Here is a 17,416-nt window from a genome sequence, read left to right as displayed (position 1 = left end):
AGTCCGTCATGGATGCCAGATAAATCGTCGGGGAATGCTACGCTCGCAAAAACCTCGCAAATGGATACCCCGCTATGGACATGAACTGGCACCAGGCCCTGCAAGAAAGCCTGAGCTGGCTCGCAATCGCCTCCATCATCACCCTCATCGGTTTCACCGCCGCTGGCGCTTTGGCGGTGCGTTTTACGCGTTGGGGGCGTCAATTCTGGTCCCTCGCCGGGCCTTACTTCAGTTTCAGACGCAGTTGGCGCCCGCTGTTGGTGTTTGCCCTGTTGCTGGTGCTGACGCTGTTCTCGGTGCGCCTGAACGTGCTGTTCTCGTTCTGGTACAACGGCTTCTACAGCGCCTTGCAGGCCCTGGACCAGACAGCCTTCTGGTACCTGCTGGGCGTGTTCGCGGTGCTGGCCACCATCCATGTGCTGCGCTCGCTGTTCACCTATTACGTCACCCAGGCGTTCAACATTGATTGGCGTGTCTGGCTCACCGAGCGCCTGACCGCAGACTGGATGAAGGGCGATGCCTATTACCGCGGGCGGTTTCTCGCCGAGCCGGTGGACAACCCTGACCAGCGTATCGAACTGGACGTCAACGCGTTCGTCACAGGTTCGGTGTCCTTGGCCTTGGGCGCCGTCAGTGCGCTGGTCTCGCTGGTGGCGTTCACCGCGATCCTGTGGGGGCTGTCGGCGCCCTTGACGCTGGGTGGGGTGGAAATCCCCCGGGCGATGGTATTTGCGGTGTACCTGTATGTGATCGTCGCCACGTGGATCGCATTTCGCCTCGGGCGGCCGCTGATCCGCCTGAATTTCTTGAATGAAAAACTCACCGCGAACTTCCGTTATGCCCTGATGCGCCTGCGTGAAAACGCCGAGAACATCGCTTTTTACCAGGGTGCTCAGGTCGAGCGTGGGACCTTGCTGGGACGCTTTGGCGCACTGATCGTCAACGTCTGGGCGCTGGTCTATCGGAGCCTGAAGTTCAACGGCTTCAACCTGGGCATCAGCCAGGTCGCCGTGGTGTTTCCGTTCATTCTCCAGGCGCCGCGGTTCTTCAGTGGGGCGATCAAGCTTGGGGATGTGATGCAGACCTCCCAGGCGTTCGGCCAGGTTCAGGATTCGCTGTCGTTCTTCCGTGAGTCCTACGACACGTTTGCCCAATATCGCGCCACTCTTGACCGTCTCACCGGGTTTCTCGACGCCAACCAACAGGCCAGCACGCTTCCTCGGGTCACCACCCAGGAACAGGCGCAGGGGCTGGAGATCGCCGGCTTGCAGGTATTGCGCCCGGACGGCCATACGCTGATCGCCGACCTGGACCTGCGTCTGCGTGCCGGCCAGGCGCTGTTGATCAAAGGGCCTTCGGGCAGCGGCAAAACCACCTTGCTGCGCGCCCTGGCTGGCCTGTGGCCTTATGCCGAGGGTGAGGTCAGACGGCCGCTGGGCAACCAGGCGTTGTTCCTGTCGCAGCGCCCATACGTGCCGTTGGGTGACTTGCGGACCGCTATTGCTTATCCCGCGCTTGCGACAGCCGCAGACGATGCGCGCATGCAACAGGCCCTGCGTCAAGTCAACCTGGCCCACCTGGCCGAGCGCCTGGAGGTCAGCAACGATTGGTCGAACATTCTCTCGGTGGGCGAGCAGCAGCGCCTGGCCTTCGCACGGTTGTTGTTCAACCGGCCACAGGTGGTGTTCCTCGACGAGTCCACCTCAGCGATGGATGAAGGGCTGGAGCATGCGTTGTATTCATTGCTGCGCTCCGAAATGCCTGACACCTTGCTGGTCAGTGTCGGACACCGCAGCACGCTGGCGACGTTCCACACTCACCGCCTGGAAATGGATGGGCAGGGTGCTTGGTCGTTGCTTGAACAGCAGCCGACCCAAGACGTGCTGGCTTAGCGGGGCTCAGCCCGCGCTCGCGCCACGCAGCAGCGCCACCCCGGCGAGGGTGGCGCTGGCGAACGCGGCGCCGACCAGAAACGTCGCCTGGTAGCCGACTCCATCCCACAGCAGGCCGGCCATCACGCTGGCAATCAGCAGGGCCACACCCGACAGCAGATTGAACAGGCCAAATGCTGTGCCGCGTAGGTTCGCCGGTGCGCTGTCGGCGATCAAGGCACTGAAGATGCCTTGGGTGAAGCCCAGATGCAGCCCCCACACCACCACTCCCAATGCCAGCCCGGCCCAGCCCGGCAACAAGGCCAGCGCCAGGTCGGCGGCAATCAGCAAGCCCAGCCCCATCATCAGCACGCCCCGGCGGCCGACGCGGTCCGACAGCGCACCCGCGGGGTAGGCCGACAGCGAATAGGCCAAGGCCATCAGCACCAGCACCGCCGGTGCCCAGAGTGGCGCCAGGCCCATGTCCTGGGCGCGCAGGAGCAAGAAGGCCTCGCTGAAACGCGCCAGGGTGAACACCATGACCAGACCGATCAGCCGCCAGTACGCCGGGCCCAGTCGCGCCAGTTCGTCCAGTGCCAATGGCGAGCGCACCGCCCGCCCAGGGGTAGGGGCGTCGGGCTCGTGGACGCAGGCGATCAGCACGAAGACGGCGAGGAACGCTGGAATCACCGCCACCCAGAACACTGTCTGGAAGTGGCTGGCGGTCAGCCACATCAGCGCGATCGCCAGCAGCGGCCCGACAAAGGCGCCCACGGTGTCCAGCGCCTGGCGCAGGCCGAAAGCCGCGCCGCGCAGCCCAGTCGGCGTGATATCGGCGATCAGTGCGTCACGCGGTGCTCCGCGGATTCCCTTGCCGATACGGTCGACAAAACGCGCTGCGGTCAGCCATTCCAGCCCTGAGGCCAATGGAAAGACCGGTTTGGTCAAGGCTGCCAGGCCATAGCCGAGCACAGTGAGCAGCTTGCGTTTGCCCAGCCAGTCGCTGAGCGCGCCGGAAAACACCTTGGTGATCGACGCCGTCGCCTCGGCCACGCCCTCGATTAACCCCACCGCCACCACCGATGTGCCCAGCACCGACACCATGTACAGCGGCAGCAAGGCGTGGATCATCTCCGACGAGATGTCCATGAACATCGAGACGAAGCCCAATGCCCAGACGCTGCGGGGGATGGAGGGGAGTGCCCGGCTGGGCGGTGATGAATCGAAGTTGTCAGCGCCACGCATCGCAGACCTCGGAATCCGTGCCGCGTCCGAATGGACGCGACCGTATTCACTGTAGGACATGGGGACTGGCGATTGAGATAACGTGAGTGGCCAAGGCGCAGGTGTGCTGCCACGTGAGCCGGCGGCATCGCAGGACTTTCGGGCTCAGAGGCTTAGCCGCAAGGCCAATGCCGAGAGGGTGACAAGCAGCACCGGCAGGGTCAGCAGGATGCCGACCTTGAAGTAGTAGCCCCAGGTGATACGCACGCCTTTGCGCGCCAGCACATGTAGCCACAGCAGGGTTGCCAGACTGCCGATCGGGGTGATCTTCGGGCCCAGGTCGCAGCCGATGACGTTGGCGTAGATCATCGCCTCGCGCACTACGCCTTGAGCGTCGCTGGCATGGATCGACAGGGCGCCGATCAGTACGCTGGGCATGTTGTTCATCACCGAAGACAGCAGCGCCGCGACCAACCCGGTGCCCAGAGTGGCAGCCCACAGGCCTTGGGCGGCCAGGCGATCGAGCAGGGCGGTGAGCGAGTCGGTCAGCCCGGCGTTACGCAGGCCGTAGACCACCAGGTACATCCCCAGGGAAAACACCACGATCTGCCAGGGCGCTTCGCGCAGCACGCGGTGGGTGGCGATCACATGACCGCGGGCGGCCACGATGAACAGCACGGCGGCGCAGGCTGCCGCCACGGCACTGATGGGGATACCCAGCGGCTCCAGGACGAACAGGCCTGCCAGCAGTGCGACCAATACCCACACGCCGACGCGGAAGGTGGCGCGGTCGCGGATGGCCATGGCCGGGGACTTGAGGTCGTCGAGCGCATAGTGCGCCGGGATGTCTCGCCGAAAGTACAGAAACAGCACCAGCAAGGTGGCGAGCACCGCAGCCAAGTTGACCGGAAGCATCACCGAGGCATAGGTCGAGAAGCCCAGGCCGAAATAGTCGGCCGAGACGATGTTCACCAGGTTCGACACCACCAGTGGCAGGCTCGCCGTATCGGCAATGAAACCTGCGGCCATCACGAAGGCCAGGGTGGCCGCGCCGGAGAAGCGCAAGGCCATCAGCATGGACATGACGATCGGGGTGAGGATCAAGGCGGCCCCATCGTTGGCGAACAGCGCCGATACCGCCGCTCCCAGCAGCACGATGAACATGAACAGGCGTCGCCCGTCGCCGCGCGCCCAGCGCGCCACGTGCAAGGCAGCCCATTCGAAGAAGCCCGCTTCGTCCAGCAACAGGCTGACGATGATGATGGCAATGAAGGTGGCAGTGGCGTTCCAGATGATCGCCCAGACCGTGGGGATATCCTGCAGCGATACAGCACCCACCAGCAAGGCGAGCAACGCGCCGAGGCTGGCGCTCCAGCCAACACCCAAGCCTTTGGGTTGCCAGATGACCAGAATCAAGGTGAACAGAAAGACAGCGGCGGCAGCTAGCATCGTGCGCGCTCCTTGGCAGCAGGTGACGCACTGGCGGTTTCGTCTGCCAGGCGCTGGGGGAAATAGGACGGCGTGAGCATCAACAACGATTGCTTCAAAATATGCGGAAAAACAAATATATGGAATTTCATATATTCGGGCAACGGCCTTGCCGCCGCGACGCCTCTTAGGAGAGTGGATTACCCCGTCGTAGAGCCATCGGCTGAGGCGTTTGAAAGTTCCTCGGCAATCTGTAAATTTCGTAAATAAGATTTAAACCCATTTGAGAATCATTATATTCAGCCTCCCTGTGGACCCGGCAATTTGCCTGCAAGGTCGGTGGGCGAGGGCTCGTCGGCTGGCGGGCCGGGTCGTGCCTTTGCCCATGAACCGCAGGAGATGCCCCATGCAACCCAGAACTTCACCCAACAGCCTGGCCCTGGCCTTCGTCGCGCTGGCCTCGCCAGCCATGGTGGCGACCGCGGCCCAGGCCGAGGAGAGGCCGGCCGGTGAAGTACTGGAAGTGCCGATCGACAGCAATGCGCTGGTGATCCAGGACACCCTGGTCACCGCCGAGCGCGAGGCTCGTCAGGCGCTGGGTTCGTCGATCATCACTGAGGAGGACATCAAGCGTCATCCGCCGGCCAATGACCTGTCCGAGCTCATCCGCCGCGAGCCTGGGGTCAACCTGACCGGCAACAGCGCCAGCGGCGCGCGTGGCAACAACCGCCAGATCGACCTGCGCGGCATGGGCCCGGAAAACACCCTCATCCTCATCGACGGCAAGCCCTCCAGCGCCCGCAACTCGGTGCGTTACGGCTGGAACGGCGACCGTGACACCCGTGGCGAGACCAACTGGGTGCCGGCAGAGGCCGTCGAGCGCATCGAAATTCTTCGTGGCCCGGCCGCAGCACGTTATGGCTCCGGTGCCATGGGCGGTGTGGTGAACATCATCACCAAGCGCCCCACCGAAGCATTCAAGGGCAACGTCAGCCTGTTTACCCAGTTGCCTGAGGACAGTGCAGAAGGCGCTAGCCGACGGGCCAACTTCAACCTCAGCGGCGGCCTGACCGAGAACCTGGGTTTTCGCCTCTATGGCGGCCTGGCCAAGACCGATGCCGACGACCTGGACATCAACGCCGATCACGCCAACAGTGCCTTGGTGGCCGGCCGGGAAGGGGTGCGCAACAAAGACATCAACGGCCTGTTGAGCTGGAGGCTCAACGACGAGCACCGCCTTGAAGTCAGCGCCGGCTACAGCCGCCAGGGCAACCTCTTTGCCGGCGATACCATGAACAGTAACGGGGGTGGCAACCTGGAGCTTATGTCCGAGCTGTATGGCCATGAAACCAACGTCATGCAGCGCGGCACCTATGACCTGACCCACCTGGGCGACTTCACCTGGGGGGCCAGCAAGACCGTGCTGGCCTACGAGTACGTGCGCAACTGGCGCCTGAACGAAGGCCTGGCCGGCAGCGTCGAGGGGGCGCCCAACGATGCCGGCTCGGCGATGTCGCGCCTGCGCAACACACGCTTGAGCAGCGAAGTGAACCTGCCGTTCGCCCTGGGCAGCACCGAGCATGTGCTGACCCTCGGTGGCGAGTACCTCTATGAGTCGCTCAACGACCAAGGCTCGTTCCGTCCGCAGAGCTTCGACCCCAGCGGCGGCGGCGACGACACGATCATTGGCTTCGACCGCAGCGACACCAAGATGACCGCCCGCAGCTATGCGTTGTTCGTCGAAGACAACATCATCGTCGGCGATACCACCATCACCCCGGGCCTGCGCTTCGACCATCACGAGCGCTTCGGTGACAACTTCAGCCCGAGCCTGAACCTGTCGCACAAGCTCACCGATGCGCTGAGTGTCAAAGGCGGTATCGCCCGGGCGTACAAGACCCCGAACCTGTACCAGTCCAACCCGAACTACTTGCTCTACAGCCGCGGCAACGGTTGCAGCACGCAGCAGAGCAACTCCGGTGGCTGCTACCTGCAGGGCAACGACGACCTCAAGCCCGAGATCAGCGTCAACAAGGAAATCGGCCTGCTGTACGACCGTGGCACCTGGCGCACCAGCGCGACCTACTTCCGTAACGACTACCAGAACAAGATTATCGGTGGCACCGACGTGGTCTACGCCATCAATGGCGGGCGCCGCGTGACCCAGTGGGAGAACGCGGGCAAGGCGCGGGTGGAAGGGATCGAGGGCAACTTCTTCATGGCACTGACGCCGAGCCTGGACTGGAACACCAACCTGACCTGGATGCTCGACAACGACAACCGTGACACCGGCGAGCCGCTGTCGGTGATTCCCGAGTACACCGTCAACAGCACCCTAGACTGGCGCGCGACCGACAAGCTGTCGTTCCAGGTGGCGGGTACCTACTTTGGCAAGCAGAAGTCACCGACTTACAACTACCGCACTCAACAGGACTACGACAAAACTGCCCAGCAGGACGTGGACGCCTACGGCCTGGTGGATGTGAGCGCAGGCTACAAGTTCAACGCCAACTACGACGTGCGCGTGGGCGTGAACAACGTCTTCGACAAGCAGATCCTGCGCGGCGGCAACGCCAGCAGCTCGGGGGCCAACACCTACAACCAGCCAGGGCGTGCGGTGTTCGCGGCGCTGAACATCTCGTTCTGATACGCAAGAGGGCCGCTGTGCGGCCCCTCGCGGCGCGTCAGTCCCATTTCGACCTGAGCGGCGTTAGGAGCTATCGATGAACACCTACCCCACCTGGCTGGCCATTCTCTCGCGCAGCGCCGCTGCACTGCTTGGCGGCTACGCCTTCACCTATGCCGCCACGGCCTGCCTGGCGCGGTTGCTACCGCTGGCGCCGGGCGACGCGGTAATCGTCGCCACGCTGGCGTCGTTCATGTTCTACACCGCTGCGATCCTGTGGGCCTTCGCCAGCCGCGACGCCCTGCATGCCTGGGCGCCGCTGGGGCTGTCCGCGCCTCTGGCGCTGGTGGGCTTCTGGCCCCAGGCGATGGAGTGGCTGGCATGAAGAACAGCTTCACCCAATCCATGTCCTGGCTGCACACCTGGGCCGGGCTGGTCTTCGGCTGGTTGCTGTTCGCCATTTTCCTCACCGGCACCTTGGCGGTGTTCGACAAGGAGCTCAACCACTGGATGCAGCCGGAGATCGCTGCCAGTGGGGTGCCCCAGACCGATGCCGCCGAGCGGGCCATTGCCTACCTGCAGGCCCATGAGCCGAAGGCCGACAACTGGGGGATCAGCCTGCCGACCGAGCGCTCGCCGGGCCTGCGTGTGTCCACCGGCGACCGGCGCCATGGTGTCGGCGTGCAACTGGACCCGCAGACAGGCGAGCCGATCAACGTGCGTGACAGCGTCGGCGGCAACTTCTTCTTCCGCTTTCACTTCACGCTGGATTTGCCGCGCAACTGGGGCATCTTCGTGGTCGGTGCGCTGGCCCTGGTGATGCTGGCGGCGTTGGTCACTGGCATCGTCATCCACAAGAAGCTCTTCAAGGAGTTCTTCACCTTCCGCCCGAACAAGGGACAACGGTCCTGGCTGGATTTCCACAACGCCAGTGCGGTGCTGTTGCTGCCGTTCCACCTGATGATCACCTACACCGGGTTGGTGATCTTCATGCTGATCTACATCCCGGCCGGGATCGATGCCTTGTTCGAAGGCGACCCTCGTGCCTACTTCCAGGCCCAGGGCAGCGGCCGCCAAGAGGCGCCGCAGCGCGCGGCCAGGCAGCCGGCAGAGCTGGTCGAGATCGCCCCGTTGCTGGCCCAGGCCCAGGCGCGTTTGGGGCCGATCGGGGGGCTGAACATCCGCCATCCGAACACCACCGGTGCTCGGATCGAGATCCGTCCCGAGCTTGGCAACCGCATTGCCCTGACCAAGGGCCAGGCCATGGTTTTCGACGGGGTGAGCGGCCAACTGCTCAGCGATGTCCCTGAGCTGCGTCCGGCGCCTTTGACCCAGCGGGTAATGATCGGCCTGCACTTCGCCCAGTTCGGCGGCTACCCCATGCGCTGGTTGTACTTCGTTTGTGGCCTGGTCAGTTGCGCGATGATTGCCAGCGGCCTGGTGCTGTTTTGCATCAAGCGTGGGCGCAAATACACCAATGCGACGGCCGAGGCCTCAGCGCGCCGGTGGTATCGGCTGGCCGAGGTGTGCAATGTCGGGTTCATCAGCGGCTTGTTGCTAGCCTGCGCCGGTTTGTTGTGGGCCAGTCGCCTGTTGCCGGTCGAACTGCCCCAGCGCGAAGCCTGGGAGGTGCGGGTGTTCTTTGCCGGCTGGTTGCTGGCCCTGCTGCATGCTGGCTTGCGCCCGGCCAAGCGCGCCTGGGTCGAGCAGTTGAGCGCGGCGGCGCTGTTGTGCATGGGGCTCGGTGTGCTGGGGGCAACTGCCGGCACGGCGGATCATCTGCGGCTGGGCGTGGAGGTGACCGGCATGGTGCTGGGCGTAGGGCTGGCCCTGGCGGCCTTGCGCGTTGCGCGGGCCACGCCGGCACCGGTCAAGGCGAAGGCAGGACGGACCATTGAGGCCGAGGGATGATGAGCATGATTCTCGGCGCGATGCTGTTCGCCTACGCGGGCATGACAGGCCTGTGCCAGGGGCTGGAGCGACATTACAAGCAGGTATGGGGGCGCACATGTCCCCGCGTGCTGCGCCTGGGCTTGCGAGGGGGCGGTTGGGCAGGGTTGTTAGCCAGCCTGTTGTTGTGCGCACAGACATGGGGATGGGCCATGGGGCCGGTGGCTTGGTTCGGGATGATCTCCCTGGCGGCGGTGTTGCTGGTGATGCTGCTGCCTTACTGGCCACGCATGTCGGTCTGTCTGGTGGGGCTGCTGCCGCTGTGGGGGCTGGGGCAGGCATTTGTCTGATAGGCTAGCTGGCCCACCTCATGTCGAGAGCCCTTGGTGAAAGCCGCGCGCCTGACCCTCATCTGCCATGCCCTGACCTCAGCCCAGAAGGTCGGGTGTTTCCCCAGCCCTGACGAGCACATTTTGCCGGTAGCTCAATGGCCCTCGCTTCCAGCCTGCACCGGCTTTCTGAGTGCGCCGGAGCGCCGGGCACAAGAAACCTGTGCAGGCCTGGGGGCGCGCCCGATGGTCGAGCCCGCCCTGGCGGACTGCGACATGGGGGCATGGCAAGGCGTGGCGCTCAAGGCATTGCAGGCCGAGCAGCCGCAGGCGCTGGCTCAATGGCTGCAAGACCCCCATTGCGCGCCCCCTGGCGGTGAGTCCGTCGCGCATCTGTGCCAGCGCGTCGCGAGCTGGCTGGAGGCGTTCGATACGCCGGGAGAGTGGCTGGCGGTGACGCATCCGCTGGTGATGCGGGCAGCGATGGTGCATGTGCTTGGCGGTCCGCTGGCGGCCTTTGCGCTTATCGACGTGCCAGCGCTTTCACGCATGCACTTGAGCCGGGCGGGGAAGTGGCGGTTGCGTTTGGGTTGAACGCTTGCCGGTGCCTACGAATATCGCCGGTGTCTGAGGATCCTGCGAAACGGGCGCGACGCGCGCCCATCCTTTCAAAACGCGAGCTTGTAGCCGATCAGCAGCAGCATCCCCGCCAGGCACGGGCGTAGCAAACGGTCGGAAATACGCCCGGTGAGATGGCTGCCCAGGTAGATGCCTGGCAGCGAGCCGAGCAGCAGGTAGCCCAGCAGCGACCAGTCCATATTGCCCATGCCCGCATGGCCAAGGCCGGCCACCAGCGTGAGCGGTACGGCATGGGCGATCTCGGTGCCCACCAGGCGGCGAGTGACCAGGAAGGGATACAGCAGGAACAGCGCCACGGTACCCAGGGCGCCTGCGCCGATGGACGTCAGGGTGACCATCACGCCCAGCACCACGCCCGTGAGCACGGTAAGGGTATTGAGGCTGCGGTCGCTGAGGTGGTAGTGATCGCCTGCGTGGCGGCTGGCGAAGGCCTGCAGGCGTGATTTGAACAGGATGGCCAGGGCGGTGAGGATCAACACCACGGCCAGGCCTTGCTTGATCACCGCGTTGAGCGCGGAGGTGTCGGCATGCAAGGTGTGGAGGAACCACAGCGTCAACGCCGCCGCGGGCACGCTGCCCAGGCTCAGCAGGCCGGTGATCTTCCAGTCGACGTTCTTGTTGCGCGCATGGACCCAGACGCCACTGGCCTTGGTGATCGCCGCATACAACAGGTCAGTGCCGACGGCAGTGGCAGGGCTAATGCCGAACCAGAGCAGGATGGGGGTCATCAGCGAGCCACCGCCGACGCCGGTCATGCCGACGATGAAACCTACAACCAGCCCCGCGATGGTGAAACCGAAAGAACCTACATCCATACGCTACTCGACGCCCAAGCTTGCCCGTGATCGGATGGCTGCCAGCATAAAGGTTTTTTTATAACCGAATAGACTTGTTCGTTATTAGGTTATAACCGGGCGTCTTTTGCTTCGTCCGGACGGATGAACCGGGGGGCCGTTCATCGGTCGGTCATGACCACCATCACCTGTGCATCCCCACCGTCTTCGCTTTCAGACAGATAGATATGCCCGACCTGGCTGTCGAAATAGGCGGTTTCCTGCGGGCCTATGCTCACCGCTTCACCCGTTTCGAACAGAATGCGCACTCGACCGCTGAGCACCAGGACGAACTCCTGGCCCGGATGGCGGATGAAATCATCGAACTGGCCACGTTCGCGCGCAATGATGCGGGCGTAGGCGGGCGTCATGCGGCGCTCAGGGAAGGCGCCAGCGATGGGATGGTAGTCATAGGTGCCGGTGGAGTAACCGGGGGCCGCGGGCAGCGAGTCGACCACCACGGTCGCCGGCACCGGCGTCTCCACCGGGCCGCTGGCACGAAACAACTGGGCGATATCCAGCTTCAAGGCGCGGGCGGCGGCAGCCAGTTTTTCGTAGCTCACCGAAACCTGCGCCAGTTCCATCTTCGACAAGGTGGAGACCGGTACGCCACTGAGCGCCGACAGTTGTTTGAGTGTCATGTGCTGCGCCTTGCGTACCTGGCGCAGGCGCGCGCCGACCTCGGCGCGATCGAGCAGGGGGAGGGCGCCAGCGCGCTGGGCGGCGGACGTGCGGTCTTCGGGCATCGGGACTCTCGTGTGCGGCTTTGGTCGGCATCTTACCTTGGACGCTTGCGCGAACCGAAATTCTCATATATTAGAATTCTCATAAATGATAATTCGCGCGACAGGAGCGCCCATGGCACAGATCTACGACACCTTGATCATCGGCGCGGGCATTGCCGGTGCCTCCCTGGGCTACCGCCTGGCCGGTCAGGGCCGGGTACTGCTGCTCGAACGGGAAATGCAGCCGGGCTATCACGCCACCGGCCGTTCGGCCGCCATGTTCATGGAGGCCTACGGAACGCCGCAGATCCAGGCCCTGACCCGCGCCAGCCGTGCGTTCTACGAGCATCCGCCGGAAGGCTTCTGCGAGCATCCGCTGCTCGAGCCACGCGGCTGCTTGTATGTCGCCAGCACCGAGCAACGCGAACTGCTCGAGACCACCTACGCACAGAACCTGGCCAACGGGACCGACGTCAGCCTGCTCGACCGTGAGGGCGCCTTGGCCCTGGTGCCGAGCTTGTGCGAGGGCATCCTCGCCGGTGCAGTGCATGAACCCGGTGCCATGGACCTGGACGTGCATGCCTTGCACCAGGGCTTTTTGCGCGGCTATCGCGCTGCCGGGGGCGAGCTGCGTTGCAATGGCGAACTGGCCCGGGCCTATCGCCTCGACGACCTCTGGGAGGTGGAGCTGGTCGATGGCGGTCATCTGCAGGCCCGGCAGTTGGTCAACGCCGCAGGCGCCTGGGCCGATCAAGTGGCCGAGCTGTGTGGCGTGGCCAAGGTTGGTCTGCAGCCGTGCCGGCGCAGTGCCTTTACCTTCCCGGGCCCGGATGGGCAGGACTTCAGTCGTTGGCCAGCGGTGATCGGGGTCGATGAAAGTTTTTACTTCAAGCCTGATGCCGGACAGTTGCTCGGTTCGCCTGCCAACGCCGATCCGGTCGAGCCGCAGGATGCCGCGCCCGAGGAGCTGGACGTGGCCCTGGGCATCTACAACATCGAAGCCATGACCACGTTGCACATCCGACGTCCGAGCCACAGCTGGGCGGGGCTGCGTTCGTTCGTCGCCGATGGCGACCTGGTGATCGGTTTCGACCCACGCACGCCCGCGTTCTTCTGGCTGGCGGCGCAAGGCGGCTATGGCATCCAGTCAGCCGCTGGTGCGTCGCGCCTGGCGGCTGACCTGCTGCTGGGCATGCCCCTGTGCCCAAGCCTGGTGGCGCAGGGCGTTTCACCGGAGCGTTTGTCTCCGGCTCGTTTTCCACAACCGTGATAGGAGATTCCCATGAGCAATGACATCCAGCGTTTTCCCAGCAGCCTGCCGTTCCCGTTCTCACGCGCGGTGAAGGCCGGCGGCTTTTTGTTCCTGTCCGGGCAGGTGCCGATGAGCGCCAGCGGTGAAGTGGTCCGCGGTGACATCCAGACGCAGACCCGCGCGGTCTGCGAGCGCATCGGCGAAAGCCTGGCCGCCTGTGGCGCACGCTTCGATCAGGTGGTGAAGGCAACGGTATGGCTGTCGGACATGGCTCACTTCGCGGGCTTCAACGAGGTCTACAAAGAAGTCTTCGGCGACGCCTTGCCGGTACGCTCGACCGTGGCCTCGGCCTTGGCGCTGGGGGTGGATGTGGAGATCGAAGTGCAGGCGTTCATCGGCCAGGACTGAGGCGAGCCGGGGCACGACACCCCTTTGTACGACAACAACAATAAAGCCAGAGGTTCACATGCAAGAGCAGCTGAAGATCGCCGGTGCCTTCATCGGCGTGATCGTGGGGGCGGGCTTCGCGTCCGGACGGGAACTGTTGCTGTTCTTCGTCGATTTTGGCATCTGGGGCTTGGTCGGGGCGTTGGTCAGCGCCGCGTTGTTCACCTTCCTGGGCATGGCCCTGGCGGGGCTGGGCAATCGCCAGCAGGCAACGTCCCACAAGGACGTGATACAGGCCATTTGCGGGCGTCACCTGGGGTTGTTCGTCGATTGGCTGATCACCTTTTTCATGTTTGCCGTCACCGTGGTCATGTTGGCTGGTGGTGGCGCCTTGCTCGAGCAGCAGTTCGGCGTGCCGGCCCTGGCGGGCAGTGTGCTGGTGACGGTGCTGGTGGTGGCCATCGTGTGCCTGGATGTGCAGAAGGTGATCGTCGCCATTGGCGCCATCACCCCGCTGTTGATTCTGGTGGCCTCGGCGATTGCCTTGTACGCCGTGCTCTCGCGCGAGCAGAGCTTCGCTGAACTCGACCACTTGGCCAGTCAGCAAGAGGCCGGCACCCGGCACTGGTTGCTGGGGGCATTCCTCTATGTGTCCTACAACATCGTGGCCGGTGCGCCAATCCTGGCCATTCTCGGTGGGTCGGCCAAGGGTGAGAAGACGGCCATCTGGGGCGGTCTTATCGGGGGCGCGGCGCTCGGGGGGCTGATGTTGGTGATGAGTGCAGGGCTGCTGTCGCGCCTGGATAGCGTGGCCGAACTGCCCATGCCGATGTTGTCGATCGCCAATGAAGTTTCGCCGCTGCTGGGGATGGTGATGTGCCTGATCATCTTCGGAATGATCGTCAACACGGCCGTGGGGACGTTGTTTTCCTTCCTGTCGCGACTGTTGCCAGCCGGGACGACGACGTTTCGCTGGGGGGCGGTATTGACCGGGGTGGCTGCGTTCGTGTGCAGCCTGATTGGGTTCATCAGCTTGGTGGGCGAGGTGTATCCCTTCTTCGGTTACCTGGGCTTCGTGCTGATGGCCGCGGTGCTATTGGGCTGGGTGCGTCGGGGCAAGGTGCGCAAGGTGGCGCTGGCCTGACGAGGGGCTGCTGCGCAGCCAAAACCCATTCCCACAGGTTTTGCGCAGAATCGGTAGGAGCAGGCGAGGCCGCGCCGGCTCCCACGGGTACTGCGCCGAGCCTGAGAACGGCGCGATACCTGTGGGAGCGGGTCTACCCGCGAAGGACCCGCCTCAGATCCTGAAGCTGCCCACCAGTTGCTTCAACCGCCCCGCCTGCTGGCTCAGGGCATCGCAATGGCGCAGGGTTTCGTTGAGGTTCTCTACCCCTTGCTGGTTGAGGCTGTTGATCTGGGTGATGTCCAGGTTCAGGCTCTCGACCACTGCGCTCTGCTCCTCGGTGGCGGTGGCCACCGACTGGTTCATGCCGTCGATCTCGCCGATGCGCTGGGTCACGCTGGCCAGGCGTTCACCCGCCTGGTTGGCCACCTGCACGGTCTGTTCGCTGGACACCTGGCTTTCGTTCATGGTGTACACCGCCTCGCGCGAGCCCACCTGCAGGCTGGTGATCATGCGGTGGATTTCTTCGGCCGACTCCTGGGTGCGGTGGGCCAGGTTGCGCACTTCATCGGCCACCACGGCGAAACCGCGCCCGGCCTCGCCAGCACGGGCGGCCTCGATGGCGGCGTTGAGTGCCAGCAGGTTGGTCTGCTGGGAAATGCCCTTGATCACGTCGAGGATCTTGCCGATCTCGTCGGTGCTGGCGTTGAGCGTCTCGATCTGCTCGCACGACTCGCTGATCTTCTGCGAAAGCGCGGTCATGGCGTTGATCGCATCGTCCACCACCTGACGCCCGTCGTTGGCCTGCTCGCTGGCGCCGCTGGCGTGTTGCGAGGCGTCGGCGGCATTGCGGGCGATTTCCTGGGTGGCTGCGCCCAACTGGTTGATCGCCGCGGCGACGCTGTTGGTGCGCATGCTCTGCTCCTCGGAGCCGATGATCGAAGCATTGGAGGCGTGAACCACCTTCTCCGACAGGTCATGCACCAGGCGGGTGGCCGAGGACACCTCGCTGATCGAGGCGTGGATGCGCTCGACGAAGCGGTTGAACGACGTGGCCAGCTCGCCGAACTCGTCCTTGTGCTGCACCGCCAGGCGGCGGGTCAGGTCGCCTTCGCCTTCGGCGATGTCCTGCATGGCGCGGCCCATGGTGGTCAGCGGGCGCATCAGCACCGGGATGAGCAGGCCCAGCAGGCCGGCGATGGCAGCCACGGCGATGAGCATGGCGATGATCGCCGAGGTACGGAACTGGCTCAGTGCGGCGTAGGCTTTGTCTTTGTCGATGGACAGACCGATGTACCACTGCGCCGAAGGCAGGCCTTCGACCGGAGCGAAGGAGATGATTCGATCCTGGCCGTTGAGGGTGACGTCCTGCATGCCTGGCTCGACCTTCAAGGCGGCATCGGGGTAGATGTCCTTGAGGTTCTTCATCAACTGGTCCTTGTCGGGGCTGACGATGACCTGGCCGTTGCGATCGGCGAGGAAGGCGTGGCCGATGCCGCCGAAGTCCACGGCGTTGATGATGTCCACCAGGGTGTTGAGGCTCAGGTCACCGCCGACCACACCCAGCAGCTCGCCGGTGCTCTTGGCCTTGACCGGCATCGCGATGGTGACCACCAGACCACCGACGGACGCCTGGTAGGGCGGGGTCAGCATGGTCTGGTTGGCGGCCACCGCGGCGCTATACCAAGGCCGTTGGCGCGGGTCGTAGCCATCAGGCATCTTGGCGTCCGGACGCTGGGTGAACACGCCATTGTTCTGACCGAAGTAGGTGAACTGGAAGTTATTGGTGTAGGAAGGCTGGTCGACCAGGCCGGGCAGTGTTTCGCCGGCGCCCTGCTGGGCGATGTCCTGGGCGAGGTTCTCAAGTACCAGGATGCGTCCGGACATCCAGTTCTGCACGCTGCTGGCAGTCTGCGCGCCGGCCTGGCGAACAGACGACTCGATGTTCTGGCGGATGATGTTGCGTTGCAGGTAGTCGTTGTAGAGGGTGAACAGGGCAAATGCCAGGACGACCACGGCGCAGGCGCTGAGCAGGATCTTGTGGCGGAATTTCAGGTTCATGTTTCGAGACCTTGGACCAATGAAGGGAGGACGCCGCACGCTTTTGGCGCGATGGGCGGTACCTGTCACCTCGGTATCGGCCGGTTCCTACAAAAATTGATGAACCATACGTCGTAGAGCCGACGAATCGCGCAGAACATGGCCGCACTCAGCGTGTCGCCAAAAGCTCCACCAGAATGCGCGCCGCCTGGCCTAGGGGCTGTTGCTTGAGCCAGAACACCCGCACTGGCAGTTCCAGGGCGTTCTGGGTGTTGCGAAAATCCAGGCGCACCAACCGGCCGGCTGCGAACAGCGGGGCGGCGCGGGCCAATGGAAAGTCCCCCCAGCCAAGGCCGGCTTCGACGATCTGCATGGCCAGGTCGAGGCTGTTACAGCGCCAATGGGTTGCACTGATCAGCGAGCGCGGGTCGGACAACGGCAGATCGCGGCTGCACACCAGTATCTGGCGCACATCGAACAGGTCCTCCAGATTGTGGATGCGCCCACTGCGCAACGCCGGATGGTGCGGGGCCAAGGAGGCGACCAAAGGCTCCACCGCAACGTGCTGGAAGCTGCGGCGAGGGTCGACCTGCAATCCGGCGAAGGCCATGCACAGGCTGACCCGGCCGCTATCGAGCAGGTGCAACGCTTCTTCTTGGGGAGCGGCAAGCAGTTCGATGTCCAGCAGGGGATAGCGCTCGCTCAAGGTGGCGATGGCGGTGAGCAATCGGCGCTGGTCGATGTTCGGCACCACGGCGATGGCCAGGCGGCTTTCCAGCCCTTGGGACAATTCCAGCGCATGGGCTTGCAACAACCCCAACTGCTCGGCGATCAACCGCGCATGGGGCTCCAGGGCACGGGCCTGCGCGGTGGGACGTGCTTCGCGGGCACCCCGCTCGAACAAGGGGTAGCCCAGGTCCGCCTCAAGATTGCCGATGGCCATGCTCACCGCCGATGGGACGCGCTGCAAAGCTCGGGCGGCGGCCGAGAAGGAGCCGCGATCGAGCACGGCGAGAAACAGCTGGATATTGTCGCTGGAAAAATTCATG

At 64.1% G+C, this 17,416-nt stretch carries 15 protein-coding genes and 1 pseudogene; 9 read left to right on the top strand and 7 right to left on the bottom strand.

Annotated features, from left to right (window positions below; translation table 11 throughout):
- The first annotated feature begins 74 nt into the window (after positions 1 to 74).
- Positions 75 to 1,892: an ABC transporter ATP-binding protein/permease gene (locus J5X93_RS17680; RefSeq protein ID WP_182942665.1), complete on the top strand. Its 1,818-nt coding sequence runs from the start codon at positions 75 to 77 to the stop codon at positions 1,890 to 1,892.
- Between the two features lie 6 nt (positions 1,893 to 1,898).
- On the opposite strand, the gene J5X93_RS17675 is transcribed toward J5X93_RS17680, so the two are convergent.
- Both J5X93_RS17675 and J5X93_RS17670 read right to left on the bottom strand, forming a co-directional pair.
- Positions 1,899 to 3,116 carry an MFS transporter gene (locus tag J5X93_RS17675; RefSeq protein ID WP_090344000.1) on the bottom strand — a complete coding sequence of 406 codons (1,218 nt, stop codon included), beginning with the start codon at positions 3,114 to 3,116 and terminating at the stop codon, positions 1,899 to 1,901.
- A 144-nt stretch (positions 3,117 to 3,260) separates the two neighbouring features.
- Positions 3,261 to 4,544, bottom strand: a complete 1,284-nt coding sequence (locus tag J5X93_RS17670) for an arsenic transporter (protein WP_182942667.1) — start codon at positions 4,542 to 4,544, stop codon at positions 3,261 to 3,263.
- A gap of 385 nt (positions 4,545 to 4,929) precedes the next feature.
- Here J5X93_RS17670 and J5X93_RS17665 point away from each other — a divergent pair, with 385 nt between their 5' ends.
- From J5X93_RS17665 to J5X93_RS17645, 5 genes are all read left to right on the top strand, one after another.
- On the top strand, positions 4,930 to 7,170 hold the full coding sequence (locus J5X93_RS17665; protein ID WP_250033752.1) for a TonB-dependent siderophore receptor: 2,241 nt from the start codon (positions 4,930 to 4,932) through the stop codon (positions 7,168 to 7,170).
- Positions 7,171 to 7,246: 76 nt separating this feature from the next.
- A complete protein-coding gene (locus tag J5X93_RS17660) occupies positions 7,247 to 7,534 on the top strand; it encodes an iron transporter (protein WP_102082756.1) in 288 nt (95 codons plus the stop codon).
- On the top strand, positions 7,531 to 9,060 hold the full coding sequence (locus J5X93_RS17655) for a PepSY-associated TM helix domain-containing protein (RefSeq protein ID WP_182942669.1): 1,530 nt from the start codon (positions 7,531 to 7,533) through the stop codon (positions 9,058 to 9,060). The genes J5X93_RS17660 and J5X93_RS17655 overlap by 4 nt, the downstream gene beginning before the upstream one ends.
- Positions 9,057 to 9,389, top strand: a complete 333-nt coding sequence (locus tag J5X93_RS17650) for a DUF3325 domain-containing protein (RefSeq protein ID WP_090344007.1) — start codon at positions 9,057 to 9,059, stop codon at positions 9,387 to 9,389. Before J5X93_RS17655 ends, J5X93_RS17650 begins: the two co-directional genes overlap by 4 nt.
- A 36-nt stretch (positions 9,390 to 9,425) precedes the next feature.
- Complete coding sequence (locus J5X93_RS17645; RefSeq protein WP_090344009.1) at positions 9,426 to 9,962, top strand: histidine phosphatase family protein; 537 nt, start codon at positions 9,426 to 9,428, stop codon at positions 9,960 to 9,962.
- Positions 9,963 to 10,036: 74 nt separating this feature from the next.
- Here J5X93_RS17645 and J5X93_RS17640 read toward each other — a convergent pair whose 3' ends face one another.
- Positions 10,037 to 10,822 (bottom strand): sulfite exporter TauE/SafE family protein, encoded by a 786-nt coding sequence (locus J5X93_RS17640; RefSeq protein WP_043215886.1) that lies wholly within the window; start codon positions 10,820 to 10,822, stop codon positions 10,037 to 10,039.
- A 140-nt stretch (positions 10,823 to 10,962) separates the two neighbouring features.
- A complete protein-coding gene (locus J5X93_RS17635; protein ID WP_052352528.1) occupies positions 10,963 to 11,586 on the bottom strand; it encodes a helix-turn-helix domain-containing protein in 624 nt (207 codons plus the stop codon).
- A gap of 112 nt (positions 11,587 to 11,698) precedes the next feature.
- Between J5X93_RS17635 and J5X93_RS17630 the strand changes: the two genes are divergently transcribed.
- From J5X93_RS17630 to J5X93_RS17620, 3 genes are read left to right on the top strand one after another with little or no spacing between them, the layout of a single operon-like run.
- Positions 11,699 to 12,835, top strand: a complete 1,137-nt coding sequence (locus tag J5X93_RS17630) for an NAD(P)/FAD-dependent oxidoreductase (protein ID WP_182942671.1) — start codon at positions 11,699 to 11,701, stop codon at positions 12,833 to 12,835.
- A 12-nt stretch (positions 12,836 to 12,847) separates the two neighbouring features.
- Positions 12,848 to 13,225: a RidA family protein gene (locus J5X93_RS17625; RefSeq protein WP_043215883.1), complete on the top strand. Its 378-nt coding sequence runs from the start codon at positions 12,848 to 12,850 to the stop codon at positions 13,223 to 13,225.
- Between the two features lie 58 nt (positions 13,226 to 13,283).
- The gene (locus J5X93_RS17620) at positions 13,284 to 14,348 is read left to right on the top strand and encodes a YkvI family membrane protein (protein WP_182942673.1); all 1,065 of its coding nucleotides are present in this window, start codon (positions 13,284 to 13,286) and stop codon (positions 14,346 to 14,348) included.
- Positions 14,349 to 14,501: 153 nt separating this feature from the next.
- Here J5X93_RS17620 and J5X93_RS28610 read toward each other — a convergent pair whose 3' ends face one another.
- The 3 genes and pseudogenes from J5X93_RS28610 to J5X93_RS17610 form a co-directional block, all read right to left on the bottom strand.
- The gene (locus J5X93_RS28610) at positions 14,502 to 15,242 is read right to left on the bottom strand and encodes a methyl-accepting chemotaxis protein (protein ID WP_390483917.1); all 741 of its coding nucleotides are present in this window, start codon (positions 15,240 to 15,242) and stop codon (positions 14,502 to 14,504) included.
- A gap of 114 nt (positions 15,243 to 15,356) precedes the next feature.
- Positions 15,357 to 16,388: pseudogene (locus J5X93_RS28605) on the bottom strand (HAMP domain-containing protein); the annotation flags it as partial.
- 148 nt (positions 16,389 to 16,536) lie between these two features.
- The gene (locus J5X93_RS17610; RefSeq protein ID WP_102082779.1) at positions 16,537 to 17,415 is read right to left on the bottom strand and encodes a LysR family transcriptional regulator; all 879 of its coding nucleotides are present in this window, start codon (positions 17,413 to 17,415) and stop codon (positions 16,537 to 16,539) included.
- Between the last annotated feature and the right edge of the window lies 1 nt (position 17,416).

The organism is Pseudomonas sp. BYT-1, assembly GCF_023611805.1.
GTDB lineage: Bacteria > Pseudomonadota > Gammaproteobacteria > Pseudomonadales > Pseudomonadaceae > Aquipseudomonas > Aquipseudomonas guariconensis.
Note: the sequence above shows the minus strand (reverse complement) of the source record. Positions and strands in the feature narration are given on the sequence as shown.